Origin of the sequence: Bifidobacterium aemilianum (assembly GCF_003315635.1) — a bacterium.
Classification (GTDB): Bacteria; Actinomycetota; Actinomycetes; order Actinomycetales; family Bifidobacteriaceae; genus Bifidobacterium; species Bifidobacterium aemilianum.
Genome location: NZ_PDCG01000001.1, coordinates 1 through 26,661, shown reverse-complemented (window position 1 = coordinate 26,661; position 26,661 = coordinate 1). Strand labels below are relative to the sequence as shown.

Annotated in this window: 23 protein-coding genes and 1 tRNA gene; 19 read left to right on the top strand and 5 right to left on the bottom strand. The window is 61.4% G+C overall.

What is annotated here, in order from left to right; genetic code table 11:
- Window position 1: 1 nt before the first annotated feature.
- The 5 genes from sufD (at window position 2) to CRD60_RS00105 (ending at window position 4,896) form a co-directional block, all read left to right on the top strand.
- Window positions 2-1,231, top strand: a complete 1,230-nt coding sequence (gene sufD, locus CRD60_RS00125) for a Fe-S cluster assembly protein SufD (RefSeq protein WP_113859307.1) — start codon at window positions 2-4, stop codon at window positions 1,229-1,231.
- A gap of 2 nt (window positions 1,232-1,233) precedes the next feature.
- Entirely contained in the window at window positions 1,234-2,013 is a 780-nt protein-coding gene (gene sufC, locus CRD60_RS00120; protein WP_113859306.1) for a Fe-S cluster assembly ATPase SufC, read from the top strand.
- 257 nt (window positions 2,014-2,270) lie between these two features.
- Window positions 2,271-3,542, top strand: a complete 1,272-nt coding sequence (locus tag CRD60_RS00115) for a SufS family cysteine desulfurase (protein WP_113859305.1) — start codon at window positions 2,271-2,273, stop codon at window positions 3,540-3,542.
- A 102-nt stretch (window positions 3,543-3,644) separates the two neighbouring features.
- The gene (gene sufU, locus CRD60_RS00110; protein ID WP_201737175.1) at window positions 3,645-4,196 is read left to right on the top strand and encodes a Fe-S cluster assembly sulfur transfer protein SufU; all 552 of its coding nucleotides are present in this window, start codon (window positions 3,645-3,647) and stop codon (window positions 4,194-4,196) included.
- A 76-nt stretch (window positions 4,197-4,272) separates the two neighbouring features.
- The gene (locus CRD60_RS00105) at window positions 4,273-4,896 is read left to right on the top strand and encodes a metal-sulfur cluster assembly factor (protein ID WP_407923146.1); all 624 of its coding nucleotides are present in this window, start codon (window positions 4,273-4,275) and stop codon (window positions 4,894-4,896) included.
- Window positions 4,897-4,921: 25 nt separating this feature from the next.
- Here CRD60_RS00105 and glgC read toward each other — a convergent pair whose 3' ends face one another.
- The 3 genes from glgC to CRD60_RS00090 form a co-directional block, all read right to left on the bottom strand.
- On the bottom strand, window positions 4,922-6,166 hold the full coding sequence (glgC, locus tag CRD60_RS00100; protein ID WP_113859304.1) for a glucose-1-phosphate adenylyltransferase: 1,245 nt from the start codon (window positions 6,164-6,166) through the stop codon (window positions 4,922-4,924).
- A 184-nt stretch (window positions 6,167-6,350) separates the two neighbouring features.
- Window positions 6,351-7,214 (bottom strand): TrmH family RNA methyltransferase, encoded by an 864-nt coding sequence (locus tag CRD60_RS00095; RefSeq protein ID WP_113859303.1) that lies wholly within the window; start codon window positions 7,212-7,214, stop codon window positions 6,351-6,353.
- Window positions 7,215-7,284: 70 nt separating this feature from the next.
- Window positions 7,285-7,371: transfer RNA gene (locus CRD60_RS00090), tRNA-Leu, on the bottom strand.
- 140 nt (window positions 7,372-7,511) lie between these two features.
- On the opposite strand from CRD60_RS00090, the gene CRD60_RS00085 reads away from it, so the two are divergent.
- The 6 genes from CRD60_RS00085 to era all read left to right on the top strand — a co-directional run bounded on the left by CRD60_RS00085 (window position 7,512) and on the right by era (window position 13,309).
- Window positions 7,512-8,318, top strand: coding sequence for a 16S rRNA (uracil(1498)-N(3))-methyltransferase (locus CRD60_RS00085; RefSeq protein WP_113859302.1), 807 nt, complete (start codon window positions 7,512-7,514; stop codon window positions 8,316-8,318).
- 142 nt (window positions 8,319-8,460) lie between these two features.
- The gene (locus CRD60_RS00080; RefSeq protein WP_113859301.1) at window positions 8,461-8,823 is read left to right on the top strand and encodes a histidine triad nucleotide-binding protein; all 363 of its coding nucleotides are present in this window, start codon (window positions 8,461-8,463) and stop codon (window positions 8,821-8,823) included.
- Between the two features lie 74 nt (window positions 8,824-8,897).
- Complete coding sequence (locus tag CRD60_RS00075) at window positions 8,898-10,037, top strand: PhoH family protein (protein WP_113859300.1); 1,140 nt, start codon at window positions 8,898-8,900, stop codon at window positions 10,035-10,037.
- A complete protein-coding gene (ybeY, locus tag CRD60_RS00070; RefSeq protein ID WP_113859299.1) occupies window positions 10,034-10,567 on the top strand; it encodes an rRNA maturation RNase YbeY in 534 nt (177 codons plus the stop codon). The genes CRD60_RS00075 and ybeY overlap by 4 nt, the downstream gene beginning before the upstream one ends.
- A gap of 6 nt (window positions 10,568-10,573) precedes the next feature.
- Window positions 10,574-11,992: a hemolysin family protein gene (locus CRD60_RS00065; protein ID WP_113859298.1), complete on the top strand. Its 1,419-nt coding sequence runs from the start codon at window positions 10,574-10,576 to the stop codon at window positions 11,990-11,992.
- 303 nt (window positions 11,993-12,295) lie between these two features.
- Window positions 12,296-13,309 carry a GTPase Era gene (gene era / locus CRD60_RS00060; RefSeq protein ID WP_330848972.1) on the top strand — a complete coding sequence of 338 codons (1,014 nt, stop codon included), beginning with the start codon at window positions 12,296-12,298 and terminating at the stop codon, window positions 13,307-13,309.
- A gap of 105 nt (window positions 13,310-13,414) precedes the next feature.
- On the opposite strand, the gene CRD60_RS00055 is transcribed toward era, so the two are convergent.
- On the bottom strand, window positions 13,415-15,451 hold the full coding sequence (locus CRD60_RS00055; protein ID WP_407923145.1) for an AMP-dependent synthetase/ligase: 2,037 nt from the start codon (window positions 15,449-15,451) through the stop codon (window positions 13,415-13,417).
- Window positions 15,452-15,765: 314 nt separating this feature from the next.
- On the opposite strand from CRD60_RS00055, the gene CRD60_RS00050 reads away from it, so the two are divergent.
- From CRD60_RS00050 to CRD60_RS00025, 6 genes are all read left to right on the top strand, one after another.
- Window positions 15,766-16,950, top strand: a complete 1,185-nt coding sequence (locus CRD60_RS00050) for an NAD(P) transhydrogenase subunit alpha (RefSeq protein WP_236630770.1) — start codon at window positions 15,766-15,768, stop codon at window positions 16,948-16,950.
- 1 nt (window position 16,951) lies between these two features.
- Window positions 16,952-17,290 (top strand): NAD(P) transhydrogenase subunit alpha, encoded by a 339-nt coding sequence (locus tag CRD60_RS00045; RefSeq protein WP_113859295.1) that lies wholly within the window; start codon window positions 16,952-16,954, stop codon window positions 17,288-17,290.
- A 5-nt stretch (window positions 17,291-17,295) separates the two neighbouring features.
- Window positions 17,296-18,708 (top strand): NAD(P)(+) transhydrogenase (Re/Si-specific) subunit beta, encoded by a 1,413-nt coding sequence (locus tag CRD60_RS00040; protein WP_113859618.1) that lies wholly within the window; start codon window positions 17,296-17,298, stop codon window positions 18,706-18,708.
- Between the two features lie 286 nt (window positions 18,709-18,994).
- Window positions 18,995-19,642, top strand: coding sequence for a 50S ribosomal protein L25/general stress protein Ctc (locus CRD60_RS00035; RefSeq protein WP_113859294.1), 648 nt, complete (start codon window positions 18,995-18,997; stop codon window positions 19,640-19,642).
- Window positions 19,643-19,992: 350 nt separating this feature from the next.
- Window positions 19,993-21,120, top strand: a complete 1,128-nt coding sequence (locus tag CRD60_RS00030; protein WP_113859293.1) for a branched-chain amino acid aminotransferase — start codon at window positions 19,993-19,995, stop codon at window positions 21,118-21,120.
- 244 nt (window positions 21,121-21,364) lie between these two features.
- Window positions 21,365-22,114 (top strand): trimeric intracellular cation channel family protein, encoded by a 750-nt coding sequence (locus CRD60_RS00025; RefSeq protein WP_113859292.1) that lies wholly within the window; start codon window positions 21,365-21,367, stop codon window positions 22,112-22,114.
- 158 nt (window positions 22,115-22,272) lie between these two features.
- Here CRD60_RS00025 and rpsT read toward each other — a convergent pair whose 3' ends face one another.
- A complete protein-coding gene (rpsT, locus tag CRD60_RS00020; RefSeq protein ID WP_113859291.1) occupies window positions 22,273-22,533 on the bottom strand; it encodes a 30S ribosomal protein S20 in 261 nt (86 codons plus the stop codon).
- A gap of 274 nt (window positions 22,534-22,807) precedes the next feature.
- On the opposite strand from rpsT, the gene lepA reads away from it, so the two are divergent.
- Together lepA and hemW are read left to right on the top strand one after the other, a co-directional pair.
- Window positions 22,808-24,688 (top strand): translation elongation factor 4, encoded by a 1,881-nt coding sequence (gene lepA, locus CRD60_RS00010; RefSeq protein WP_113859289.1) that lies wholly within the window; start codon window positions 22,808-22,810, stop codon window positions 24,686-24,688.
- Window positions 24,688-26,022 (top strand): radical SAM family heme chaperone HemW, encoded by a 1,335-nt coding sequence (gene hemW, locus CRD60_RS00005; RefSeq protein WP_113859288.1) that lies wholly within the window; start codon window positions 24,688-24,690, stop codon window positions 26,020-26,022. Before lepA ends, hemW begins: the two co-directional genes overlap by 1 nt.
- Window positions 26,023-26,661 lie beyond the last annotated feature (639 nt).

The window sequence follows — 26,661 nt, the reverse complement described above, 5'->3', positions numbered from 1 at the left end:
CATGGCCATGCAAGAACAAGAGATTTCCATCCCTGTAGCGGACCCCAAGGACCCCTATGTCCTGCCGGCGGCCATGCCTTCCAGCGCCGACAAGGAGCCCCGTTCCTTCGAGCTGCATGACTTTGAGATGCCTACCCGGCAGCAGGAGGATTGGCGCTACACGCCCATCGACCGCATGGCCGAGTTCTTCGACCCCTTCACCCCCTCAGGCCGTACCGGCTTGGAGGTCTCGTCCATTGACGGCTCGCCCGTGGATACCGACCACGTGAAGGTCTCGACCGTACCCCTGGGCAAGGCACCCAGCGGCACCGTCTCCAAACCCAGCGACCGGGCCGCCGCCGTCGAATGGACCAGCGGCAAGGAGTCAACCGTCCTGACCTTGTCGGGCAAGCTCGACAAGCCAGTCCTGGTCAACATCCAGGGAGCCGGCTTGGACCTGGACAGCTTCCACCTGGTCATCACGGCCGAGGAGGGTGCCGTCGGCGATGTGGTGGTCGAGCACCATGGCCAAGCCAAACTCGCCGAGGGCGTCGAGATCAGCACCGGAGCCAACTCCACCATCTCCACCACCTTCATCCAGGAGTGGGACGGGGACTCCAAGCACGTCGGCAACCACCGGATCCATGTTGGTCGGGGAGCGACCCTGCGCCATTCCGTGGTGACCCTGGGTGGCGACGTGGTCCGCATCCGCATGGACCAGGACTTCGGCGGCGAGCAGGGCTACCTGAACATGCTGGGCATCTACTTCGCCGACCCCGGCGAGCATATCGAGCACCGGACCATGGTGGTCCACAACCATCCCGAGTGCAAGTCGCGGGTGGTCTACAAGGGAGCCCTGGACGGCAAATCCGCCCATTCGACCTGGGTGGGCAATGCCCTGATCGAACCCACGGCTCCGGGCACCGACTCCTACGAGCTCAACAGGAACCTGGTACTGACCCCAGGCGCCATCGCCGATTCCGAGCCCAACCTGGAGATCGAGAACGGCGACATCGTTGGGGCGGGCCACGCTAGTTCTGTAGGCCGCTTCGATGATGAGGAGCTCTTCTATCTGCAATCTCGCGGCATCACCGCCGCCGATGCCAAGAAGCTGGTGGTCCGCGGCTTCTTCGGGGAACTGGTCGAACAGATTGGCATACCCGAAATTTCCGGACATTTGATGGAGGTCATCGACAGGCGACTCTCCCGTGGTGAGAGTGCCCAGATGCGGGCTGTATTGGAGGAAAAGTAAACATGGCAACACTGGAAATCAAAGATCTCTACGCTTCAGTCGAGACCAAGGAAGGCCGCAAGCAGATTCTCAAGGGAGTCAACCTGACGGTCAACTCCGGCGAGACCCACGCCATCATGGGCCCCAATGGGTCCGGCAAGTCCACCCTGGCCTACACCCTGGCAGGCCATCCCAAGTACATCGTCGACTCCGGCCAAGCCCTACTCGACGGCGAGGACATCCTGCAGATGACCCCGGACGAGCGTGCCAAGGCCGGACTCTTCCTGGCGATGCAGTACCCGGTCGAGGTGCCGGGCGTCTCCATGAGCAACTTCCTGCGCACGGCCAAGACCGAGGTCGACGGCCAGGCACCGGCCATTCGTAGCTGGGCCAAGGAGCTCTCCCAGTCCATGAAGAACCTGCGTATGGACCCCAAGTTCGCCTCCCGTTCCGTCAACGAGGGATTCTCCGGCGGTGAGAAGAAGCGGGCCGAGGTCCTCCAGCTTGAGTTGCTCAAGCCAAAGTTCGCCATCCTGGACGAGACCGACTCAGGTCTTGACGTGGACGCCCTGAGGATTGTCTCCGAAGGCGTCAACAGGGCCAAGGAGAACACCGGGCTGGGCATTCTCATGGTCACCCACTACACCAGGATTCTCAAGTACATCAAGCCTGACATCGTCCACGTCTTCTCCGACGGCCATTTCGTCAAGACAGGCGGCCCGGAGCTGGCTGATGAGCTTGAGGAGAGCGGCTACGACAAGTACCTGCCCGAGGGGTCAAACTCAGAGTCAGCCCTGGCCTGAGACACACTCCGTAATCAGCATGAGGGCCCAAGTGGATCCGCCGATGGTGAGCGTCGGGGATTGGCTTGGGCCTTGTCATGGGCCCCAGAGGAAGCAGTGGGTAGATGGTTGTTGCAGCTGATTGGAGTGGACCTGCTCGTCGCTCTGGCAAGCTTCCAGCTGGGGTTGCCGGCAGATCCGGCAGCCGGGCTTGTGCTGGGAAGCACTGGAGTTGATACTGCACACAGTCACTGCATACGGAGATGGAATGAGGGAAGATGGTTGATTGTAAGGCGATTCGTGGGGAATTCCCCATCCTGGATCAGAAGATTCATGGCAAGCCCTTGGTGTATCTGGATTCCGGGGCCACGGCCCAGAAGCCCCAGGCTGTCATTGAAGCCGAAAGTGACTTCTATCAGACCATCAACGCCGGGGTCCATAGAGGCGCCCATGAGTTGGCTGCCCGGAGCACCATGGCCTTTGAAGAGGCGCGGGCCAGCATGGCCCGGCTAGTGGGAGCAGGGTATGAGGAGGGTCGGGAGGAGCTGGTGGTGACTGCGGGTGCCACCGCCTCCCTCAATCTGCTGGCAACGGCCTTTGGCAACGCCTCCCTTGGGAGCGGAGGCAAGGCGGCCCAGGCCTTCGCCCTGCATGAGGGTGATGAGATCGTGATTTCCAAGGCCGAGCATCATTCCGTCCTCCTGCCCTTCCAGGAGTTGGCTGCCAGGACAAGAGCCAGGCTCAAGTGGTTCGACCTGACGCAGGATGGGCGAATCCGTAGTGACATGGCTGATGAGGTCATCACCGAGCGCACCAGAATCGTGGCCATCACCCATATCAGCAATGTAACCGGTGCCATCACCGATCTGGCCCCCATCATCACCCGGGCCCATCAGGTCGGCGCCATCTTCATCCTTGACGCCTGCCAGTCAGTGCCGCATATTCCTGTGGACTTCCATACCCTCGATGTTGACTTCGCCGCCTGGAGTGCCCATAAGATGTACGGGCCCACCGGGGTCGGCTTCCTCTATGGCAGGCGCGAGCTCTTGGAGGCCCTGCCACCGGCCTCCTTCGGTGGGTCCATGGTCGAACTGGCCTGGATGGACCAGCCGGCCCAATATATGGAACCGCCGGCTCGTTTTGAGGCCGGCACCCAGCCGGTGGCCCAGGTGGTTGCGGCCGGTGTGGCCGCCGACTGGATGCGGCAGCTGGGTATGGAACAGATCGCCTCCCACGAGCGGGCCCTCACCGCCGAGCTCTTGAAGGTCGGTGACATTGATGGAGTCCGCATTGTGGGTCCTACTGATAGCGAGCAGCGGATTGGCACGGTGGCCTTTGACTTGCAGGGGGTGCATCCGCATGATGTGGGTCAGTTCCTGGATTCCAGGGGAATCGCCATCCGCGTCGGCCATCACTGCGCCCAGCCCGTCCACCGGCACTTTGGCATCTACGCCTCCAACCGGGCCTCTTCCGGGGTTTACAACACGGTGGAGGACGCCCAGGCTTTCATAGAGGCCGTATCCGAGGTGCGCCCTTTCTTCCTGGGCTGAGTTCAGGGTCAGAAGGTATTACAGTAAAACCAGACAAAGGGGAGTGACTCGCCCGGCTTGGTGTGGCCAAGCGTCGAGACACCTAGAAGTGAGGACCGCTGCATGAACGACTTCGGTATGAGTGACGACGACCTTGAGCAGATGTACCAGGAGGTGATTCTGGAGGCCTCCAAGAACCCTCATGGCCGTGCATCCTTCGCGCCCGATATGGCCTTAGAGGAATCTTCAGGCCCTTCGGGAGCGCAGAGCACCGTCAGGGCCAGCCATGAGTATTGCAGCCCGGGGGAGTCCCACCAGTTCAACCCCACCTGCGGGGACGAGGTCACAGTACATGTGGAGGTCAGTGAGACTGAGCCACGGACCATAGAGCGTCTGGTCTGGGACGGCCATGGCTGCAGCATCTCCCAGGCCAGCCTGTCCATCATGACGGACCTGGTGGCCGGCAGGAGCGTGGATGACGCCATGACCCTGGAGGAGAGCTTCCACAAGCTCATGGAGTCACGAGGTGCCGGGCTGGACGATGAGTCCGAAGCCGACAGTCTGGGCGATGCCATGGTCTTCCAAGGCGCCTCCAAATACCCCATGCGCATCAAGTGCGCCCTGCTCGGCTGGGCCGGGCTCAAGGATTCCATAGCCAAGGCTCTGGTGGCCTAGGTTGGTGCCGGTCACCCCTGCGTATGCCAGGGTGACCGATTGGTTGGCCGCAGGGCCTGGATTGGAAAGAACGACTATGATGACAGATGACAATTTGGTACCGGGACCTCAGGCGTCCATTCTGGATGCGGTCACGAGTGCCCTGGGTGATGGGCAACTGGCAGGTCAGGTCACGGCGAACCCACGGGCGGCGGGTTCCCTCATCGCCGCGGACCAATCAGACAAGGCTGCCCAGGCAGCGGAACACATAGACAAGCAGCGGCAAGGGGAGGGCGGCATGAGTGCAGGAGCCGATAGCCAAGCGGTATCTTCCGAAGGCAACGACGCTGACGGCTCCGGGGAGATTCCCCTCAAGGCCGTCGACGAGATCGGTAGGGCCACCGCCATGGATGTGCGCGAGGCCCTCCATCAGGTCATCGACCCGGAACTGGGCATCGATGTGGTGGACCTGGGCTTGGTCTATGGCATTGAGGTTGATTCACAGGGCCGGGCCATCATCACCATGACCCTGACCACCCCCGCCTGCCCCTTGACCGACTTGATCGAGGACGAATGCGCCAGCACCCTGGCAGGACTGGTCGAGGAATTCCGTATTGATTGGACCTGGCAACCCAGGTGGAATCTTGACATGATTCGTCCTGAAGGTCGTGAGCAACTCTCCGCACTGGGCTTCAATATGGATAATCTACCCACCTACTGACCGGCTGCCTACTGCCGGTAGGCGGTCAGTCGTCGACTATGGTGTTCTTGGGAACCACGGTGATGCCCTCTGTGGTGACCGTGAACCCCCGTTCCAGGTCATGCTCCCGGTCGATGCCAATGGTCGAGTTCTCGGTCAGCACCACGTTCTTGTCTAGGATGGCCTTGTAGACCCTGGCCCTACGGTTGACGACAACCCCGTCGAAGAGGATGGAATCGACCACCTGTGCCCAGGAGTGGATGCGGACATTTGGGGAGAGGATGGAGTGGTGGACCTCGCCACCTGAGACTATGACCCCCGGTGAGACCATGGAATCGGTGGCATGGCCCAGACGGTCCCGTCCTGCATGGACGAACTTGGCCGGCGGCAGGCTTCCGGCCATGGTGTAGATGGGCCACTGGGTGTTGTAGAGGTTGAACTCGGGGGCATAGGCGATCAGGTCCATATGGGCATCGTAGAACTCGCAAATGGTCCCCACATCGCGCCAGTAGGCACGGTCGATGTCCGTGGCGCCGGGTACGTTGTTGGAGTTGAAGGCGTAGACGCCTGCCTCCTTGCGCGAAGCGAAGTAGGGGGCTATATCCCCGCCCATGTCATGCTTGGTGTCATCGGTGGCCTCATCTATACGCAAGGCCTCGAAGAGGGCTTCGGTGTTGGCCACGTAGTTGCCCATGGAGGCCAGGATCTGATCGGGTGCATCCGGCAGGCCCGTGGTGGTCTTGGGCTTCTCCTGGAAGCTGGTGATCAGATTGGCGTCATTTGGGTCCACCTTGATGACCCCGAACTGGTCGGATTGGCCGAGGGGTTGGCGTATGCCGGCGACGGTGAACTCGGCTCCGGATTCGATATGTTGCCTGACCATCTGCTCGAAATCCATCCGGTAGACGTGGTCGGCTCCCACCACCACCACGATGTCCGGTCGTTCATCCTCGATGATGTTGATGGTCTGGTAGATGGCGTCCGCGGACCCCAGATACCAGTGCTTGCCCAGGCGTTGCTGGGCGGGCACCGGGGAGACATAGGAGTCGAAGAGGGGGGAGAAGCGCCAGACCGTGGAGATGTGCCGGTCCAGGGAGTGAGACTTGTACTGGGTGAGCACAACCACCTTGCTGTAGCCGGAATTGACCAGGTTGCTCAAGGGGAAATCAATCAGACGGAACATGCCGCCAAAGGGGACCGCAGGTTTGGCCCGGTCACGAGTCAGGGGCATCAGCCTGCTGCCCTCGCCGCCAGCCAGCACGATGGAAAGAATCTTGGGATGCTTCGCCATGGGGACTCCTCTCGTGGAGGGAACCCGGGAGCTGCCATGCTCCCAAGCCTGCCTCCTGATAAACCTTATACCTAATACTCGCACAAAAAAGTCGTGAGCAATACCGCAAGCGGGGATGACTTCATTGGTATGCACACTTGGACGTGGCATACCCAACAGACCCCAGCGACGGGTTGGGCCCTTATCAGACCCTGGTGGTATAGAAGGCGACGGCGCTGGAGGCCGCCACGTTCAGGCTGTCCACCCCATGACTCATGGGAATTTTGACGGTCAGGTCGGCCTTGGCGATGGTTCTGGTCGACAGGCCGTCACCCTCAGTGCCGAAGATGAGGGCCAGAGGACCGATGTGATCCTGACTGTCGGAAGGCCGGTGAAGGCGCTCGCAGAGTTGGTCCAGGCTGATGGAATCGTCACTCAAGGCCATGGCGGCCGTGGTGAAGCCCAGGTCGTGCAGCTGGGCCAGGCCCTGGTCGGGCCAAGCGTGGGCATCTTCCCCGCCGATGCGTGTCCAGGGGATTTGGAATACCGTGCCCATGGACACCCGGGCGGCCCTACGGTAGAGGGGATCCCCGCAGGAAGGGGTCAGGAGGACGGCATCGACCTGCAGGGCCGCGGCCGACCGCATGAGGGCCCCGACATTGGTGTGGTCAACGATGTTCTCCATGACGGCCACCCTTCGGGCCCCAGCACAGACCTCTTCGACGCTGGGCAGGGGCCAGCGCCTCATGGCGGCCAGGGCCCCCCGATGGAGCCGGTAGCCGGTCAAGGCCTTGAGCTGTTCTGGTGAGGCCACATAGACAGGTATGTCTGGGCCCCAACGTCGGTCCATCTGCTCAAAGCTCCCGGCCATGCCCTCCAGCCAAGCCTCTTCGACAAGGAGGGATATGGGTTCGCGCCCGGCATCCAGCGCCCGGTCAATGACCTTGGGTGATTCTGCGATGAAGAGGCCCTTGGCCGGTTCCAGCCGGTTGCGCAGCTGCAGTTCCGTCAGATTGGTGTAGGCCGCCACCCGCTCATCCTCGATGGATTGAATCCTGACAATGTGCATGGCAACCTTCCTTAAGGGGCTGGAACCGAAAAAATCCCTTGAAAGTCAAGGGATTACGGGTAACCATGAGTGTCCGGAACGGGAGTTGAACCCGTACGCCTGTATAAATAGGCACTAGCACCTCAAGCTAGCGCGTCTACCATTCCGCCACCCGGACAGGATGCTTTCGGCAACGTGTAGAACTATAGCACTTTCCGGCGGACAAGAACACCTGTGTGTCGGCTTTGGAGACAACCTGGGAGAGTACTGGTATGTCGTAGGGACATGGCGGACGCCATGCTGTTGTAGCCTGTGGGTATGACCGACCCATTATTTCTTCTCGACACCGACCACGAGGACACGCCAGTCAACTATGATGAGCTGGACACCGGTTGGAAACTCACCCTCCCTAAGTCGGTCAGCCGGCACGCCATATCGGCCATGCGTCTCGAACCGGGGGACAGGCTGCAGCTGTCAGATGGGCGTGGCTTGCGAATCCATGCCTGTTTGACGGACAAGGCCACAGCCCAGGCCGAGGTGGTCCGCTTTAGCAAGGAAGCCCAACCCACCCTCCGGCTGTCCCTGATCCAGGCCTTGGCCAAAAGCGGCCATGACCAACAGGCCATTGACGCGGCCACCCAGATCGGCGTGGACAGCGTCATACCCTGGCAGGCTGACAGGTCCATCGCCAAGTGGAAGCCCGGCAAGAGCCAGGGGCACTGGCAGCAGACCCTGAGGGCGGCCAGCGAGCAGTCACGTCGCGCCTGGGTGCCCCAATTGGAGGACTGCATCAACAGCAAGGGGGTGCTGGCCGTCTGCCGTCGGGCCTGCGTCCATGGAGACATGGTTGTCGTGCTCCACCAGGATGCGGCCTGCTCATGGAAGGACATTGAGGAAGGGGTGGCCGCCATGGCCGAGCATTGTCTCGACGACGGCCGGCCCAGGACCATCAACCTCCTGGTCGGCCCAGAAGGCGGGATCAGCGACCAGGAGATCGAGCTCTTCACCGGGGCTGGGGCCATGGTCTGCCAGCTGGGTGACAACATCATGCGGGCCTCCCTGGCTGGGCCGGTGGCTCTGAGCCTGCTCTCTCGGGCTTTGGGCCGCTTTGGCCGGGTCTCCTGATGGTATTCTTCGCTGTGGCCGCCCAGGGGGAACATGGGGCAATTCGGGTCACATTTATCCGAGCGGCACAATACCATGGGAGGCAGTGCTTCCGGTATGGTGCCGGCAATGGGCATGGAGCTTTCAAGGCTAAGGAGACGAGATGCGTGACCAGGATGATTGCCTCTTCTGCAAGATCATCGCTGGGGAGGTTCCCAGCAGCAAGGTCTATGAGGACGAGACCGTCTACGCCTTCAACGACATAGAGCCCAAGGCGCAGGTCCATGTGTTGGTGGTGCCCAAGCAGCACTATGCGAACGTGGCCCAGGTGGCGGCTGCCGATCCCCAGCTGCTTGCCCATATGGTCCAGGTGGCCCAGGGCGTGGCCGCCCAATCCCACCAGGGTCAGTTCCGTCTCATCTTCAACACCGGTCAGGAGGCGGGCCAGTCCGTCTTCCATGCCCATGGGCATGTGCTGGCCGGCGACAACCTGGCCACCATGCCCATGGCAGGTCCCATGGCCTAAGTCCACCGCCCGTTCCCGCGGCCCTCCTCATGGGCTGCCGCACATCCCTGACAGTTCAGATAAGTAAGGTTTCTTTGGCTACTAGCACACGTATCATCATCGTTCCCGACGAGTTGGACCCCTTGGCGGTCTTCGGCCCCGAGGACCAGGTCATCAGGGAGGTCGAACGCCAATTCTCCGACCTCAACATCAGTGTGAGGGGCAACAGAATCAGCATCATCGCCCACAGCAAGCGGGAGGAGGGTTTGGCCGACCAGGCCGAGGCCCTGGTCAGGAGCCTGGTGGAGAACGCCTACGAGGCTCCCCTTGACGCTTCGACGGTCAGGCGTATGCTGGACCGGCAGGTGCTGCGCAATGATGTCCGTGTCCGGGAGCAGGGCAAGTCACGATATGGCAGTGACAGCTCGATCCTTGGGCAGGCAAGCCCGTCAGATCTCTTGGGTCAAGGTGGGCAGGGGCAGAGCCAGGCATTCTCTCGGACCAAGCCAAGGATTCCCGGGGTGATCGTGCTGGCTGCAGGCAAGCCCGTCAGACCAAAGACAGCCGGGCAGATTTCCTATGTCAACGACATCGAAGGCCATACCATCACCTTCGCCATAGGACCGGCCGGCACTGGCAAGACCTATCTGGCTGTGGCCAAGGCTGTACAGGCTTTTCGGCGGGGCCAGGTCAGCCGGATCATACTCACCAGGCCAGCCGTTGAGGCGGGGGAGAGCCTGGGTTTCCTGCCTGGCACCCTCAACGAGAAGGTCGACCCCTACCTGCGCCCCCTCTACGATGCCCTGTCGGACATGCTGGGAGCCAGCCAGCTCCACCGCTACATGGAGGATTGCAGCATCGAGGTGGCCCCCCTGGCCTATATGCGCGGCAGAACCCTCAACGATGCCTTCGTGATACTCGACGAGGCCCAGAACACCACCGAGCAGCAGATGAAGATGTTTCTGACTCGCCTGGGGTTCAACACCCGAATGGTCATCACGGGAGACATATCCCAGGTGGACCTGGCCGTCCCCCGCTCGGGACTGGCCACCATCGAGCGAATTCTGGGTGGCATAGATGACATCGCCTTCGCCCATCTGGATGCCGATGATGTAGTCCGGCACCAGCTGGTGGGCCGCATCGTCGAAGCCTACGACCGGCATGATGCGGTCCGGGGTGACCGCCGGGATAGCTCAGCCGGTGGGGATCATGGGCAGGGAGGCGAGCGTTCATGAGCGTCGAAGTGACCAACGAGACCGTCTGGGACATTGACCCCAAGGTCTTCTCCGATATGGGCCTATGGGTCCTCTCGCAGATGAAGGTGTCCACAGCCTCGGACCTGACCATTATCTTTGTGGACCCCGAACCCATCGCGGAGCTCCATGAGCGTTGGATGAACCTCAAGGGTCCCACCGATGTGATGAGCTTCCCCATGGACGAACTGCGCCCAGGTGAGGGCGGCAAGGTCATGGAGGGAATACTGGGTGACCTGGTGATCTGTCCCTGGGTGGCGGCACAGCAGGCTGCTGCAGCTGGCCACTCCACCATGGAGGAGATGCTGCTCCTGACCATCCACGGCATCCTTCATCTCCTGGGATATGACCATGTCGACCCCCAGGAGGAACGGCAGATGTTCGGGCTTCAACGCCAGCTCCTGCTCACCTACTACGCGGCCCGTCAGGACCCCATCAGCCAGGCCCAACTGCCCGCCGGGTCTCCTGATGCCTTGGAGGCATATGAGCGTGGGCATCGTAATGAGGACTGATCTCCCATGCTGACATCCACTGTGCTACAAGCCCTGGCCTTGACAGGCCTGACCCTGGCGGCCTTGCTGCTGGTCTGGTTCTCCCTGACCCTGGCGGCCACTGAGCGGGCGGTCTCAAGGGTCACACGGGCCAGCCTCAACAATCTCATCCTTGAAATTCAGACCGATACTGAGACCAGCCGCTTCACCAAAGTCAAGAAGATACGCAAGGTCCAGAAGGTTCAGGAGCTCATTGGCGACCGTTTCGCCACCTCCGGCTCCTGCGTCTTCTTCCGGATCCTGTCGAACGTGTTCGATGGGGTCTTGTTCGCCTGCATCGCCTTTCTCGGCCAAGGCCCCCTGTGGGCCGTGCTCCTCATCGGTCTTCTTGGGGCAGTGCTGGTGGCCGTCATATCTATTCTGGTCCGTCGCTCTTCCTCGTCCAACAACCGCCCGGTAGAGGTCATGCTCCGCCATGCCAGGCTGATCGCCCTGGCCGTCCGGCTCACCCCCTTTGCCACCGTCAAGGAAGGGCAGCATTCCTCCAAGTCACGCAAGGGGCAGGAGGAACTCTCTGACGATGAGGAACTGGAGAAAATCCAACTGGAGCAGGGGCGGGCCACTATAGACCGTCTGGTGGAGGCCAACGATTTCGATTCTGAAGTCTCCGAAATGCTGCGCAATGTGCTGACCCTCTCAGAGACCCTGACCCGTGAGATCATGGTGCCAAGGACCGATATGATCTGCATCGAGCAGACCGAGTCCCTGTCCGACCTGCTCAAGCTGTGCTCCCGGTCCGGTTTCTCCAGGATTCCAGTCATCGGTGAGGATGTGGACGACCTGATCGGCGTGGCCTACCTCAAGGATGCCGTACGGGCCACCGCCTTTAACCCCCAGGCCTCCGATAGGCCAGTCTCCAGCATCTGCCGTCAGCCTATGCTGGTTCCTGAGTCCAAGCCGGTGGACGACCTCTTCCACCAGATGCAGCGGACCCGGCAGCATGTGGCCGTGGTCGTCGACGAATACGGAGGCATAGCGGGCCTGGTCACCATCGAGGACGCCCTGGAGCAGATCGTCGGCGAGATGGAGGATGAGCACGACCGTACCCAGCATGCCGAACCCGAGCAGATAGGGCCGTACAAGTGGAAGATGCCTGCCAGGACGACCATCAACGACCTGGAGGACATCTTTGAGGTCGACATCGACGAGGACGATGTCGATACCATCTATGGCCTGCTGACCAAGCTGCTGGGTAGGGTGCCGATCGTCGGCATGAGTGCGGTGACCCGTGGCTTGAGGTTGACCGCCGTCGATTCCGCCGGCCGCCGCAAGAAGGTGTCGACCATAGAGGTCGAACCGGCCCAGGCCGACGATCTGACCGGAGAGGATGACGACATGCAGCATGGCGCCGACTCTGACCGAGCTGATGACTCAGTGGAGGAATAGGGATAGGATCTTGTGGTCCGCAGCTGCCAGTGGACGGTCAGCCATAGCTGGCACAGGCTTGTCGGGTCCGCCCCGGCGGGACAGTCGCAAATTCCAGTCATAATGAGACCATGGATACCAGCAGCACGTGTTGAGCATCAGTGGCTGACGCTGTAGGTGCCGGGAAGTCCTTCCCCGCCAGCGAGGGGCAAGAATGGAGATAAGAACCAGGACATGAATGACCAGAAGCAGGACATGGGCCAGGAATCAGGCCAGGATCATCACAATGTGGGGTCTGCGCGCTCGCAGGCCTGCCAGGAGTCGATCCATGACCTGGGACGTCAGGATCTGGAAGGCTACAGGTCGGGCTTCGTGGCCGTCGTCGGCCGTCCCAATGTCGGCAAGTCAACGCTTATCAACGCTTTGGTGGGAACGCAGATCGCCATCGCCTCCTCCCGGCCCGAAACCACCAGGAAGGCCATCCGTGGCATCCTGACCACGGACCATGCCCAGATGGTCCTGGTCGACACCCCGGGCATCCACAGGCCCCGAACCCTCCTGGGGCAGCGGCTCAACGACATTGTGGACGAGTCCCTCTCGGATGTTGACGAGATAGCCTTCCTCCTGCCGGCAGATCAGGAGATAGGCCCAGGTGACCGTAGGATTCTCAGCCGCCTGCGTTCCCAGTTCGCCAGCAAGCGCGATGACGGGAGCTGGCAGTGGAGGGTGCCCCTGCTGGCCATCGTCACCAAGATCGACTGCCTTAACCGCCAGCAGCTGGTGGCCAAGATGATTGAGATCAACGAATTCGCCGACTTCACCGACCTGGTGCCGGTCAGTGCACGTGAGGATGACAATCTGAGCGAGCTTCAGCGGGTCCTCATCGAGAACCTGCCCGAAGGCCCCCAGATGTACCCAGCCAACCAGGTGAGCGAGGAGAGCCCCGAGGCGACCATAGCCGAGCTCATCCGTGGGGCCTTCCTTGAGGAGCTGGACGACGAGCTGCCCCACTCCCTGGCCGTGGTCGTGGACGGCATCGAACCTCCTAACCCCGAAGCCATGGCCCAGCTTGCCAAGGCAGGCGGCAAGGGCAAGTCTGTCAGTCCGCAGCTGGCAGCCGCGGCCAAGGCCCGTGTCCTGGTCTCGATCTATGTGGAGCGCGATTCCCAGAAGCCCATCATCATCGGCCATAGGGCCGAGCACCTGGTCAAGGTCAAGAAGCGCCTGCGGACCCCCATCAATAGGATTATGGGGCAGAAGGCCAGCCTGGACCTGCATGTCAAGGTGGCCAAGGGCTGGCAGTCTGACCCCAAGCAGTTGGACAGACTGGGCTTCTGACGGCTAAAGAGCCCTGGATGCAAGAGAGGCCTGCTGACATTCTGGTGTCAGCAGGCCCCTGTGTTGTATTGCGGCCCTCGCCGATAGGCCGCGATAGCCTGTGGGTTACTTGCGCTTGCCCGTGTACATCTGCGTGTTCAGCATGTCGGTGTAGCTGGCGATGACCTTGGGGCGGATGACCTTCATGGAAGCGGTCAGCAGACCGTTCTCCTGGGTGAACTCCTCGGGCAGGATGATGAACTTGCGCACCGATTCAGCCCGCGAGACCCCCTCGTTGGCCAGGTCGACGTACTCCTGGACCTCAGCGCGAACAGCCGCGTTGTTGGCGGCCTCCTCCAGGGGCATAAGGGAATCCAGACCCTTGGCCTCCAGCCAGGAGCGTAGGGCATCCTCATCAAGGGTCACCAGGGCTGAGATGAATGGGCGCTTATCGCCCAGCACCAGTGCCTGGGAGACGAACTGGCAACGCTGGATGATCTCTTCGATGGGGCCTGGGGCAACGTTCTTGCCACCTGCGGTGATGATCAGGTCCTTTTTCCTGCCGGTGATGTAGAGGAAGCCCTCGCGGCTCAACCGCCCCAGGTCGCCGGTGGCATACCAGCCGTCGGGAGTGAAGGCGGTCTCGGTGGCATCATCGTTCTTGTGGTACCGGTGGAAGACACCGGTACCCTTGATCTGAATCTCCCCATCCTTGGCGATACGGATGGTGAAACCCGGGAAGGGAATGCCCACCGAGCCCTCATGGAAAGGGGTTCCCAGGGGATTGAAGGCGCAGGGGGCCGTGGTCTCGGTCAGCCCGTAGCCCTCGTATGCGGGAATGTTGGCTCCCCGGAAAAAGGCCAGCAGGTCGGGGTCCAGGGGGGCGCCACCCGCGACGATCCACTTGGACCGCCCGCCCAGGAAGAGCCGCAGGGATTTGTAGACGATAGGGTCGAAGACGGCATGCCTGGTCCGTGTTCCCCATGTCACCCTGCCGGTGGAGCTTAGCTCCTTCATGTAGTTCTGCGCGGCGACCACAGCGCCCGCGAAGGTCATGCCCCTGGTTCCGTGTCCCGCCTTTTGCGAGGCGGCGTTGTAGACCTTCTCCAAGACACGGGGGACCACGATCATGATCGAGGGCTTGGCCACCTGCAGGTCCGTGATCAGGGTTTTGATGCCCTGGGCGATGAAGATGCGCAGGTCCGAGGCCACCACGATGTAATTGACGGCCCTGGCGAAGGTATGGGCCTGGGGCAGGAAGAGCAGAACCGAATCGTTCTTGGAACTCAGGAGCTCAGGCATGTAGGCACGGAGGTTGAGGGCGGTCAGGCAGTAGTGCTCGTGGGTCATCTCCACGCCCTTGGGAGCCGCTGTGGATCCGGAGGTGTAGACGATGGAGCAGAGGTCGGTCTTGTGCACCGTGGCAATCCGCTCGTCCAGTTTTTCGTCACTCACCACACTGCCATAGGCCTTGAGTTCGTCCACAGCCCCGTTTTCCAGGCACATGATACGTTCCAGGGTCGGGCAGTCGTCCTCGGCGCCCTCGGCCTGTTCACGCATCAGGCGGGTTTCCACCACAAGGAGCTTGGCATCGGAGTTGTTGACGATGTTGCGGATCTGCTCGGCTGAATCGGTGTCGTAGATGGTGGCCAGAACCGCCCCGCATGACATCACGGCGGCATCAATGAGATCCCAGTCGTAGGAGGTGCGGCACATGAAGGCGATCGCGTCGCCTTTCTTGATGCCTGACTGGATCAGACCCTTGGCCACGGCCCGCGCTTCGGCCAGGAACTCGTTGGCGGTCTTGGTGACCCATTCCTTGCCGTCCTTGTAGGTGTAGAGGGGATCGTCTCCCATCCGTTCCGCGCGCTGGGCGTAGAGGTCGTAAATGGTCATGGAGTCGTCGATGGGAGGGATGCCGGCCGTGGTGCTGGTCAGCAGGCCGCTCTCCGGGTCCACGAAGGTGCTGGTGGGGAAGCCGGGCCCCCACTCGTGGCTGTTGGGTAGGTCAATGCCCTGGTCAAGCACGTTCCGGTCGCTGGGCTCGCAGTCGGGACTATCCGGGGCCCTGTCCTGGATGGGGTGGACGACATTACCTCCAAGCCGCAAGGCCTGCTTGGTAAGATTCAGGGCTTGCTCTTGAACAGAGGTGAAGACAGACACGTAATACTCCTTGGCCATGTGTGAGCTGTATGCAGCAGTAAATATACCCATATTATCCGTTTGCCAACCGCCCGTCACCTTACGGTAGCGTAGGAAAGACCTAGGGAGTGTTGGGTTCCGGTGTGTGCGGTCCCATTGGGGTGGCCCAGGTCGCAGCAGCCAGTCGACCTGCCCATTGGGGACTAGTTGACTCATTGGATCTATAGTTCGGATCCATGCAAGGTGGCCTTGCCGGTGGGGTAAACTTGCTGGGAGACGAGTGACGTCTATCAGTGTCAGCAAGTGCTGGAAGACCAAAGAAGGGAAGCATGGCTATGCACATGGATACTGCCGGCGATGATGGCGGTCATGGTCGCGAAGGGGGTGTTCGCTTCGGTGTCCTCGATGAGACTTCGCGGATGGAGTCACGTGTCGCGCTGACACCGGATATGGCCACCCGCCTGGCCAAGCTTGGGGTGACCTGCATGGTCCAGGAAGGAGCCGGGGTTGCCGCCTCCTACCGGGATGAGGACTACCGGAAGGCCGGTGCCCAGGTCTGCGCCCGCCAGGAGATCCTGGACCAGATCGATGCCCTGGGGTTCATAGACCGGCCTTCATCCGAACTCATCAAGGCCATAAGGCCGGGAACCTGGGTGCTGGGTATGTTGGCCTCCTTGACCGATCCGGATTATCTGCAGGAGCTTGAAGGGGCTGGTCTTGTGGGCCTGGCCATGGAACGCCTGCCCAGGCAACTCAGCTCGGCTCAATCCATGGATGAGATGAGTTCACAGAATTCCGTCATGGGTTACAAGGCCGTCCTGCTGGCTGCCAACGAGTATGGTTCCTTCCTGCCCATGATGACCACGGCTGCAGGCACCATCCGGCCGGCCAAGGTCCTGGTGCTGGGTGCGGGCATCGCGGGACTCCAGGCCATCGGCACCGCCAAACGGCTTGGAGCCGTCGTCACCGCCTACGACGTGCGGCCCGCCTCCCGTGGGGAGGTCGAATCCCTGGGTGGCAAGTTCCTCGATCTGGGACTTGACTTCTCACAGGGGCAGGGAGAGGGAGGCTATGCGCGCCAGCTCACCGTGCAGGAGCAGTCCGCCCAGCAGGCGGCTGTGGACGGCAAGGCCGCCGACTTCGACATCGTCATCACCACGGCCAAGGTTCCAGGCCGCAAGCCCCCGGTCCTGCTCACCCAGGCCGGTGTCTCCAACCTCCATCCGGGTGCAGTGGTGGTCGATTGCGCGGCAAGCGACTTGGGCGGCAATGTGGAGGGGTCCCGGGTGGGCTCCTTCACCACGCAAGGCGGTGTCAGGATCATCGGCGCCCCGAATCTGCCCAGTCAGGTGGCCACCACGGCCTCCAACCTACTGGCCCGGAACCTGGCCGACACCCTGGCCCATTTTCTGCGCCAGGGCCGCCTGAGCCTGGACATGACCGATGAACTTGACCAGGCCCTGGTCGTGGCGGGTTGTGGGCAAGAGCCTGCCCCCGCTGCTGGAAGTGAGGAGAAGTAAGATGAGCACACTTGTGGTATCAATCACCCTGTTTGTGTTGGCGCTTTTGATTGGTGTCGAGGTCATCGGCAAGGTGCCGGCCACCCTCCACACACCGCTCATGTCCGGCGCCAATTCCATCCACGGCATCGTCCTCGTGGGTGTTGTCATTGTGGCCGCAACCGCCGATATGCCCTTGTCGTATATTCTCATCTTCCTGGCGGCGGTCCTGGGGACCATGAACGTGGTGGGTGGCTATGTGGTCACCGACCGGATGCTGGAAATGTTCAAATCATCCAAGCCTGGCAAGGCTTCCAAGGAACCGGCTGTTGCCGATGAGGGCGAGGGGGCATCGAAGTGAGCCAGATGGTCAGCACGCTCGATATAGTCGCCTGGTTCGTCTATCTCTTCGCCGCGGTGCTTTTCGTGGTCGGACTGCACTATATGAACTCACCCAAGACCGCCCGTCGTGGCAACCAGATCTCCGCCTCCGGTATGGTATGCGCCGTGCTTATGGCCCTGGTCAAGCTCTTCGTGGACGGATTCGTGTCCGTGGTCGCTGTGGTGCTGCTCATCGCCGGCATCCTGATTGGTGCCGTTGCCGGTGTGGTCTCGGCCAAGAAGGTCAAGATGACCGATATGCCCCAGCTGGTGTCCGTGTTCAACACGGTCGGTGGTGGGGCGGCGGCTCTGGTCGCCCTCAACGACATCCTCGCCTCGGTGCACACGCCCTCCCTGGTGGTCCTGATCACCGCGGGGCTAGGCGTGGTCATCGGGTCGGTGACCTTTACCGGCTCCCTGGTCGCCGCCGGTAAGCTGCAGGGGATCGCTGTCGTCAAGAAGCTGAACCTGCCCGCCAAGGCCGTCTGGAACGTCCTCTTCATCCTGCTGACCATAGGCTCCTTCATCATGCTCTGTGTCAACCCTGAATCCCGGGTGCTCTGGAGCCTCTTGACCGCCCTGTTCGCCCTGGTCTACGGCCTGGTCTTCGTCATTCCGATCGGTGGGGCTGACATGCCCGTCGTCATCTCCGTGCTCAATGCCTGCACGGGAACGGCTGTGGCCATGAATGGCCTGGCCATCGACAATGTGGCCCTGATAGTGGCCGGTGCCTTGGTCGCAGCCGCTGGTGTGACCCTGTCGGTGCTCATGGCCCAGGCCATGAACCGCCCACTCCTGAGCGTGTTGGCCGGTGGCTTCGGTGGGGCCGTATCCTCCGGTGCCGCTGAGCAGGGCACCCAGGGATCCGTGAAAGAGACCAGTCCTGATGATTTGGCTGTGCAGCTTGTCTACGCGCAAAAGGTCATCTTCGTGCCAGGTTTCGGTCTGGCCCAGGCCCAGGCCCAGCGGGAGCTGGCTGACCTGGGTGACCTCCTCAAGGGGCGCGGTGTGGAGGTGTCCTATGCCATCCACCCGGTCGCCGGCCGCATGCCGGGGCATATGAATGTGCTCCTGGCCGAGGCCAACGTCCCCTATGAAGAGCTGGTCGACTTGGATGACATCAACCCCCAGTTCCCCTCAACCAACCTGGCCCTGGTGGTGGGAGCCAACGACGTGACCAACCCCGCCGCCCGCCGGCCCGGCACCGCCGTGTCCGGTATGCCCATCCTGGATGTGGACAAGGCCGAGCATGTGGTCGTCATGAAGCGCGGACGCGGCAAGGGCTACGCCGGCATCGAGAACGAGCTCTACTTCACCGACAACACCCAGATGCTCTTTGGTGATGCCAAGGCAAGCCTCCAGGCCGTCATCGCCGCTGTCAAGGAGCTGCTGTCCTAAGGGCGGCCCTTGGGGTCCGGGTGGGAGTAAGTCGCCTCCACCCGGTCCCTTCTTGTCTTCTTGTCGCCTAATGGGTTAGAATGAAAACTGTTGCTTTCTTGGGCATGGATGGTGCGCATTCGCCGCCAACCCGCCCGGGCGCTTTGGCGAGGGAACGCGAGTTCCGTAATCGACTGAGCTGTGGCTATATCGTTCTGGTATCTCACGGCGTGTCGGCGCGCCGAAACAACATGACATGCAGAGGGTGGGGCAAGCCCGTCATCTGTGAGAATGCAAGGAGAATACCATGGCAAACACCATTGAACTCAAGGGTGAAATCCGCGATGAGTTCGGCAAGGGCGCTGCCCGCCGCATGCGCGTTGACAAGTTGATTCCAGCCACCATCTATGCCGGTGGCAGCGACCCCGCCTTCATCAAGCTCCCCATGAAGGAGACCACCCTGGCCATGCGCCGTAAGAATGCGCTCTTCACCATCGCCTTTGGCAAGGAATCCAAGATGGCCGTCGTCAAGGACGTTCAGCGCAACCCTGTCAAGCGCATCATCGAGCACGTCGACTTCTACGAGGTCAAGGCTGGCGAGAAGATAGAGGTCACCGTGCCCGTCTTCGTTGAGGGTACGCCCAAGGGAGCCGCAGTGGCCTTCGTCGATATTCAGGAGCTCAATGTCAAGGCCGATGTCTCCAACCTGCCAGAGCGCATCGTGGTCTCCGTCGATGGACTGGCCGACGGCGACAAGGTCTTCCTCAAGGACCTCAAGCTGGAGGGTGGCGCTGAGTTCGTTGAGGACAATATGGACGAGTCCGTGGTCTCGGTCGAGGTGCCTGAGGATGCCACCGCCACCACCGCTGAGTCCGCTGAGGGTGCCGACCAGGCAGCTCCCGCCGAGGGCGAGGCCGCACCGGCTGCCGACGCCGCCGACTCCGAGTCCAAGTAGCCCGACCCATCCCCTTGCCCCTGAGGGCAGGGGGAGACCAGTGGCCGACTACCGCGGCCGGCCATGAACCGCTTACGACGACGGACCGTATGCCTGGTTCCCCCAGGGGGAGCAAGGGCGTACGGCCCGTCGTATGCTATCTCTTGGTAGGCCAGCCGCCAGGCCTCTCCTGCAGCTACGGTGACCGGGCCATGTCAGGCTTTCAAGCTCACAGCCTTTTCATAATGTGAACCATTTAAGACTCATAATCCCGTCTTGTGGAACAGTATGGACATACACCAAGCCACAAGCAAGGGTTCCCAGCGATAGCAGTAAGGCCGCCCAGCGGCCACCACGAGAAGAAGCAGACAATGACAGCATCATCACATCACGATCCGTCAGCACTCGATCAATTGTCCGGTCAGTTCACGGTCCTCTCCAATGAGCACCTGGTTCCCGATGCCACCCGCAAGGAGATGATTGACAAGCCGGCCTTCGGGCAGGTCTTCTCGGACAGTATGGCTCGTATCAGCTGGACCAAGGACCAGGGTTGGTCCGACAGGCGCATCGAACCCTATGGTCCGCTGAACATGAACCCGGGAGCCTCGGTGCTGCATTACGCCCAGGAGTGCTTCGAGGGTCTCAAGGCCTACCGCCACAGCGACGGCTCCACATGGATCTTCCGCCCGGACGCCAACGCCGAACGTTTCCAGAACTCTGCCAAGCGCATGTACCTGCCTGAGCTGTCCACGGATGACTTCATCGGTTCTGTGGCGGCACTCATCAGGAAGGATGTCGACTGGGTGCCCTCCCGCCGCGAATATACGCTCTACATGAGGCCCTTCATGTTCGCCTCCGAGGCCTTTCTGGGTGTGCGGGCTCCCGAAGAGGTGGACTACTGCGTGATCGCCTCCCCATCTGGCCCCTACTTCCCCGGAGGCATCAAGCCCGTGAACATCTGGGTGGAGGACAAGTGGTTCCGCACGGGCCCCGGCGGCACCGGCTTCGCCAAGTGTGGCGGCAACTATGCGGCCTCCCTCCTGGGCGAGTATCGGGGAGTCGAGAACGGCTGCCAGCAGGTCTGCTTTGTTGACGCGGCCACCAAGACCTACCTTGAGGAACTGGGCGGCATGAACATGTTCGTCGTCCACAAGGACGGTCACCTGGAGACCCCATCCCTGACCGGCAACATCCTGCCCGGTGTCACCCGTCGTTCCCTCATCCAGCTCTGCAAGGACCAGGGCCGTGATGTGGTCGAGACCATGATAAAGCTGGATGACCTCCTGGAGGACATCAGGTCCGGCGAGGTCACCGAGGTGTTCGCCTGCGGTACCGCCGCCATCATCACCCCCATCGGCCGCTTCAAGTCCGAGAGCTTCGACCTGCCTGTTGCCGACGAGCAGTCCGGTGAGCTGACCCTGAAGCTGCGCGAAGAGCTCCTGGGCATTCAGATGGGTGAGGTCGAGGATAGGCATGACTGGATGTGGAAGGTCTGCTGAGGCTCTGGCAGGCTGCGGTCTGCCCTGTTCGCCGGGCTTTGTCTGAGGGCAAGCCCGGCTGAGCGACAAGAGGACCTGTGCAAGCCCGGGTATGGCAGTGGCCAGACCCGGGCTTTCCCTATGCCTGGCGTGGGCCGATGGGTCAGACTAGGCTAAGGGTCGGATCAATTGAAGCCGCTTTCCCCATGGCCAGCCTTTAAGGCCGGGGAGGCGGCGGAAGAGCTGGGAAGAGAAGGGAAGGGCCATGCGGCAGGTGGCGTTGGAGAGTAATGCCTTTTTGATCTCCATAGAATATATAGCCATTTTCTGCTGGGGACTCATCGGAGGCCTGACAGCCATCCGTAAGGGCTACGATTTTTTTGCCATCCTCATCACCTCCTGGCTTACGGCCCTGGGTGGGGGAGTCATCCGCGACGTGCTCCTGGGCATCGCCCCCGTGGGCATCTCCGACAAGGGGATGGTGGTGACCGCTCTGGTGGCCAGCCTTGCCGTGGTCTTCATCCACCCGGAGGTGGCCGAGCTTGAATGGCCGATGACCATGATTGATGCCTTTGCCCTCGGTCTCTTTGCCGTTAATGGGACGGCCAAGGCCCTCCTCTACCACTCCTCCGGCATGACCGCCATATTTCTGGGTATGGCCACGGCCTTGGGTGGGGGGCTGATCCGGGATATGATACTCAACCAGGTCTCCACCGTCATCGCCGACCCCCACTGGTACGCCGTGCCCACCTTGATCGGTTGCCTGCTTACGGTGTTCGTCACCCGGGCCGCCCAGCGCGGCGTCATCGGTTTCGGCTGGGAGATGGGGCTGGACATCTGCATAGTCTTGCTGGTGGTCCTCCTGCGGATCCTGTCGGTCCGATTCAATTGGACGGTTCCCCGTGCCATGCCCCGCCAGCAGGCCCATCTGCCCCAAGCCCCTTACTTGCGCAGGCCCGTCATTCGCCCGGATCTGGGGGATTCTGGCAGTCAAGGGGCTCCGGATGAGGGCTAGACTCAACTTTCGCTGGCTTTAGGCCATCAGCCAGTCTGGAGGATGGAACAGGGCGGTTCCATGGTTCGAGGAAGGCCCTCCACCCAGGTGATCCCACAAAAAAGGTCTGCGAATCGCTAGGGATTCGCAGACCTTGTTCAGTCCGTCAGTAGCCGGACTTACAGGGCGTTGACGGCCAGTGCCAAGCTGGACTTGCGGTTGGCGGCCTGGTTCTTGTGAATCACGCCACGGCCAGCGGCCTTGTCAAGCCTCTGGGCGGCGACCTCGTAAGCGGCCTGGGCAGCTGCCTTGTCGCCCTCCTCAATGGCCTTGCGGGTGGCGCGGATGGCGGTCTTGAGACCGGACTTCACAGCCATGTTGCGCCTGTGCGCCTTCTCGTTGGTCAGCACGCGCTTCTTCTGCGACTTAATGTTTGCCACTTTTCACTCCAAACATCGTTTTCTATAAGGACATACAAACGGTTATCCTAACACAAGGAGTCGATGAACGGGTTCCATTGGTGTTCTTTTGGCCATGGCGGACCAGCCGTGACAAGTTCCATGGCCTCCTGCCATCCGGGTGGTCATGCGTGACACCATGGATGAAGCTGGGGAGGGGGGACCAGCTAGACTGGAGCCAGAGTATGGTGAAGGCTTTCCGGTCCACTCCGGTCAGCCAGGTGCGCTGGAGGCAGCGGAAGAGGAGCGGCACGCGGTGACTGAGGCGAAGAACAAACCAGGGTTCACGGACCAATCGTTGATTCGGAACTTCTGCATCATCGCGCACATCGACCATGGCAAGTCGACTGTGGCTGACCGTATCCTCCAGCTTTCAGGCATCGTGCCGGCACGGGAGATGCACGACCGCTTCCTGGACCGTATGGACATCGAGCAGGAACGTGGCATCACCATCAAGTCCCAGGCGGTGCGGCTGCCATGGGTCTTCGAGGGCACGGAATACACGCTGGGCATGATCGACACTCCCGGACACGTCGACTTCACCTATGAGGTATCGCGGGCCCTGGCCGCCTGCGAGGGGGCGGTCCTACTGGTCGATGCCACCCAGGGCATTGAGGCCCAGACCCTCTCCAACCTGTATATGGCCATCGACCACGACCTCACCATCATCCCTGTCCTCAACAAGATTGACCTGCCCTCCGCCGAGCCGGACAAGCATGCCGAAGAGATAGCGGGCCTGATTGGCTGTGAACCGGAGGATGTCCTGCGTGTGTCTGGCAAGACCGGTGAGGGTGTCAAGGAGCTCCTGGACCGGATCGTCACCGAGATACCGGCTCCCAGCGGAGACCCTTCGGGTGCGGCCAGAGCCATGATCTTCGATTCCGTCTACGACTCCTACCGGGGCATCGTGACCTATATCCGCATGGTGGATGGGGAACTCAGGGCACGTGAGAAACTTCACATGATGGGCATCGGCATGACCCATGACCCCATAGAGATAGGCGTGGTCAGTCCCGATATGACCCCGACCAAGGCCCTTGGTGCCGGGGAGGTCGGCTATGTCATCACTGGTGCCAAGGATGTCAGCCAGTCCAAGGTGGGCGACACCATCACCACGGCCGTCCACCCGGCCATGGAAGCCCTGCCCGGCTACCGGGATCCCCATCCCATGGTCTATGCCGGCCTGTTCCCAATAGACAACGCCCAGTTCCCCGAGCTGCGCGATGCCCTGGACAAGCTCAAGCTCAACGATGCGGCCCTGATTTATGAACCCGAGACCTCCGTGGCCCTGGGCTTCGGATTCCGCTGCGGCTTCCTGGGCCTCCTGCATATGGAGATCGTCTCCGAGCGCCTCAGCCGGGAGTTCGGTCTGGACCTCATATCCACCGCCCCCAATGTGACCTACGAGGTCACTTCGGAGGACGGGATAGTGCACCATGTGACCAATCCCAGCGAGTTCCCCGACGGGAAGGTCAAGAAGATCGTCGAGCCCATGGTGGCCGCGGACATCATCACCCCCAAGGAGTTCATCGGGGCCGTCATGGAACTGTGTCAGGACCACCGTGGCGTCATGGGCACCATGGAGTACATCTCGACCGAGCGGGTGGAGATGCACTACCGGATCCCACTGGCCGAGATCGTCTTCGACTTCTTTGACCAGCTTAAGAGCCACACCAAGGGCTACGCCTCGCTTGACTACCATGAGGATGGGGAGCAGACCGCGGACCTGGTCAAAGTCGACATTCTCATCCAGGGGGAGAAGGTCGACGCCTTCTCGGCCATCGTCCACCGTGACAAGGCCTATTCCTACGGGGTCATGATGACCAAGAAGCTTCGTGAGCTCATTCCTCGCCAGCAGTTCGAGATACCCATCCAGGCGGCCATCGGCTCACGGATCATCGCCCGTGAGAACATCCGGGCCCTGCGTAAGGACGTGCTGGCCAAGTGCTATGGCGGCGACATCACCAGAAAGAGAAAACTGCTGGAGAAGCAGAAGGCCGGTAAGAAGCGCATGAAGATGCTGGGACATGTGGAGGTGCCCCAGGAGGCCTTCATCGCAGCCCTGACCACCGGCGAGGAGGGCATCGACAGGGATACCAAGGACAAGATCCGGGCCGCGGAGAAGTCCGCCAACTGATGGGGGAGCAGGCCGGACCTTTCGAGGTCTACATCCACGTGCCCTTTTGCCTCAGGCGTTGCGGATATTGTGATTTCAACACCTATACGGGCGTCGACCTGGGTGGGGGCGCCAGCCGTGCCAACTATGCGGCCATGGCGATCCGAGAGATGGAGGAGCTCAAGACCTGGCAGCGTGAGCACGCACTGGTGGAGCCTCCTGCCTCCTCGGTCTTCTTTGGTGGTGGCACCCCGACCCTGCTGCCAGCCCAGGATCTGGTGGCCATGCTGGATGCCGTTCGCCGCCTTTGGGGTATAGAACAGGGGGCGGAGATCACCACCGAAGCCAACCCTGACACCGTCGACCAGGCCTATGTCGACCAGCTGGCCCATGGGGGCTTCAACCGCATATCCCTGGGGATGCAGTCGGCTGTACCCCAGGTTCTGCGGGTTCTGGACCGTACCCACAGTCCCGCCAATGTTTCCGCCGCCGTCCAGGCCGCAGACCGGGCCGGGTTGCGATCCTCGGTCGACCTGATCTACGGGGCGCCGGGGGAGAGCCTGGAGGACTGGCGAACATCCCTGGAAACAGCCATCAATCTCGGTGTCAACCACATATCGGCATACGCCCTGACTGTCGAACCGACGACCAAGATGGGTCGGCAGATTGCGGCCGGAACCCTTCCCAAGCCGGATGACGATGATGAAGCCGACAAGTATGATCTTGCCGACGAGCTCCTGACCGCGGCGGGCCTGGGCTGGTATGAGATATCCAACTGGGCCCGGCCTGGCTATGAGAGCCGACATAACCTGGGCTACTGGCGGAACATAGACTGGGCCGGTATTGGCCCCGGTGCCCACTCACACTACCGGGGGGTGAATCTGGGGCCGGTGGCTCATACGTTGGGAGCGGCTGGAGCCAATAGCCAGACTGAAGGTTTTCGCAAGGCCGAATCCCCAGACCAGCTGCTGGGGGTGACTCAGGTTGGCCAGATCTCGGCAGGGGGCAACAAGCTCATCGGCACAGCTGGCCAGACCCAGGAGATCAGGGCTTGGAACCTGACCCATCCCAAGGCCTGGTGGCAGGCCATTTCAGCAGGTTGCATCCCCTGGCAGGGCCTGGAGACCATCTCGGCCAGTGAGCATCTTGAGGAGACCGTCATGCTGGGGCTCCGGTTGCGGGAGGGTCTGGACCTGGCCACCCTGGAGCGGGCCTCAGGCCACCCTGTGGACCCAGATCTGGTCGGTAGCCTTCATCTCGAGGGCCTCATCACCCTGGAAGCCAATCATCTGGTCCCCACCCGAAAGGGCCGTCTCCTCAACGACACCCTCATAGAGCGCATCCTCCAACCCTGATCCCCGCCAACCTGACCCCACCCTTCTCCCGGTGGTCACCCTTGCCGTCCAACGTGGTTGGCGGAGCCACTGTCCAACATGGTTGGCTGGTCTCGCTGTCTGCCATGGTGGAGGGTTCCTCTGCTCGTTATGGTGGGTGGGTTCCAAGAACCGACCTGTGGCCGGTCCAACCGACTGTTCTAGGCATGTGGGCGCTGTAACCATAAATTCTAGTGGGCGGCTTTCACCGTCCCCTCCGTTTGGTGGGTTGGCTCCACTGTCCATCCTGCTCGAGAGCTTAACTACCCGATGATCAAGCATGGTGCTCACCTAATAACTTGGTTTGTCCGAAATTCCTCACTGAGGAAAAGCTCATGAGGAATATCGGACGTTATTCGCCGTATTCTGTCCAAAATTCCTCAATAGGAGATAAGTCATGAGGGACTTCGGACAGAAGGTGGGGGGGGGGTAAGAGGGGCTGACCAGTGGCGGTCTCTTTATAGTCATCTCCTCGCCCACGGTACGCTACGCTACCTCGTCTGCCTTCCTCTTCTTCCACAACCCACCACGAATCTACGACACCAACATGCGACACGCGTCACCCTGCACACACATACAGCATGTCCCAACTCCGAGATCGTGAACGAAGCAGGTGATGCG

Excerpts from the sequence above, each read along its gene's own strand:
- sufD (WP_113859307.1), top strand. The coding sequence starts at position 2 with ATGGCCATGCAAGAACAAGAGATTTCCATCCCTGTAGCGGACCCCAAG.
- sufC (WP_113859306.1), top strand. The coding sequence starts at position 1,234 with ATGGCAACACTGGAAATCAAAGATCTCTACGCTTCAGTCGAGACCAAG.
- CRD60_RS00115 (WP_113859305.1), top strand. The coding sequence starts at position 2,271 with ATGGTTGATTGTAAGGCGATTCGTGGGGAATTCCCCATCCTGGATCAG.
- sufU (WP_201737175.1), top strand. The coding sequence starts at position 3,645 with ATGAACGACTTCGGTATGAGTGACGACGACCTTGAGCAGATGTACCAG.
- CRD60_RS00105 (WP_407923146.1), top strand. The coding sequence starts at position 4,273 with ATGATGACAGATGACAATTTGGTACCGGGACCTCAGGCGTCCATTCTG.
- glgC (WP_113859304.1), bottom strand. The coding sequence starts at position 6,166 with ATGGCGAAGCATCCCAAGATTCTTTCCATCGTGCTGGCTGGCGGCGAG.
- CRD60_RS00095 (WP_113859303.1), bottom strand. The coding sequence starts at position 7,214 with ATGCACATTGTCAGGATTCAATCCATCGAGGATGAGCGGGTGGCGGCC.
- CRD60_RS00085 (WP_113859302.1), top strand. The coding sequence starts at position 7,512 with ATGACCGACCCATTATTTCTTCTCGACACCGACCACGAGGACACGCCA.
- CRD60_RS00080 (WP_113859301.1), top strand. The coding sequence starts at position 8,461 with ATGCGTGACCAGGATGATTGCCTCTTCTGCAAGATCATCGCTGGGGAG.
- ybeY (WP_113859299.1), top strand. The coding sequence starts at position 10,034 with ATGAGCGTCGAAGTGACCAACGAGACCGTCTGGGACATTGACCCCAAG.
- CRD60_RS00065 (WP_113859298.1), top strand. The coding sequence starts at position 10,574 with ATGCTGACATCCACTGTGCTACAAGCCCTGGCCTTGACAGGCCTGACC.
- CRD60_RS00050 (WP_236630770.1), top strand. The coding sequence starts at position 15,766 with ATGCACATGGATACTGCCGGCGATGATGGCGGTCATGGTCGCGAAGGG.
- CRD60_RS00045 (WP_113859295.1), top strand. The coding sequence starts at position 16,952 with ATGAGCACACTTGTGGTATCAATCACCCTGTTTGTGTTGGCGCTTTTG.
- CRD60_RS00040 (WP_113859618.1), top strand. The coding sequence starts at position 17,296 with ATGGTCAGCACGCTCGATATAGTCGCCTGGTTCGTCTATCTCTTCGCC.
- CRD60_RS00035 (WP_113859294.1), top strand. The coding sequence starts at position 18,995 with ATGGCAAACACCATTGAACTCAAGGGTGAAATCCGCGATGAGTTCGGC.
- CRD60_RS00030 (WP_113859293.1), top strand. The coding sequence starts at position 19,993 with ATGACAGCATCATCACATCACGATCCGTCAGCACTCGATCAATTGTCC.
- CRD60_RS00025 (WP_113859292.1), top strand. The coding sequence starts at position 21,365 with ATGCGGCAGGTGGCGTTGGAGAGTAATGCCTTTTTGATCTCCATAGAA.
- hemW (WP_113859288.1), top strand. The coding sequence starts at position 24,688 with ATGGGGGAGCAGGCCGGACCTTTCGAGGTCTACATCCACGTGCCCTTT.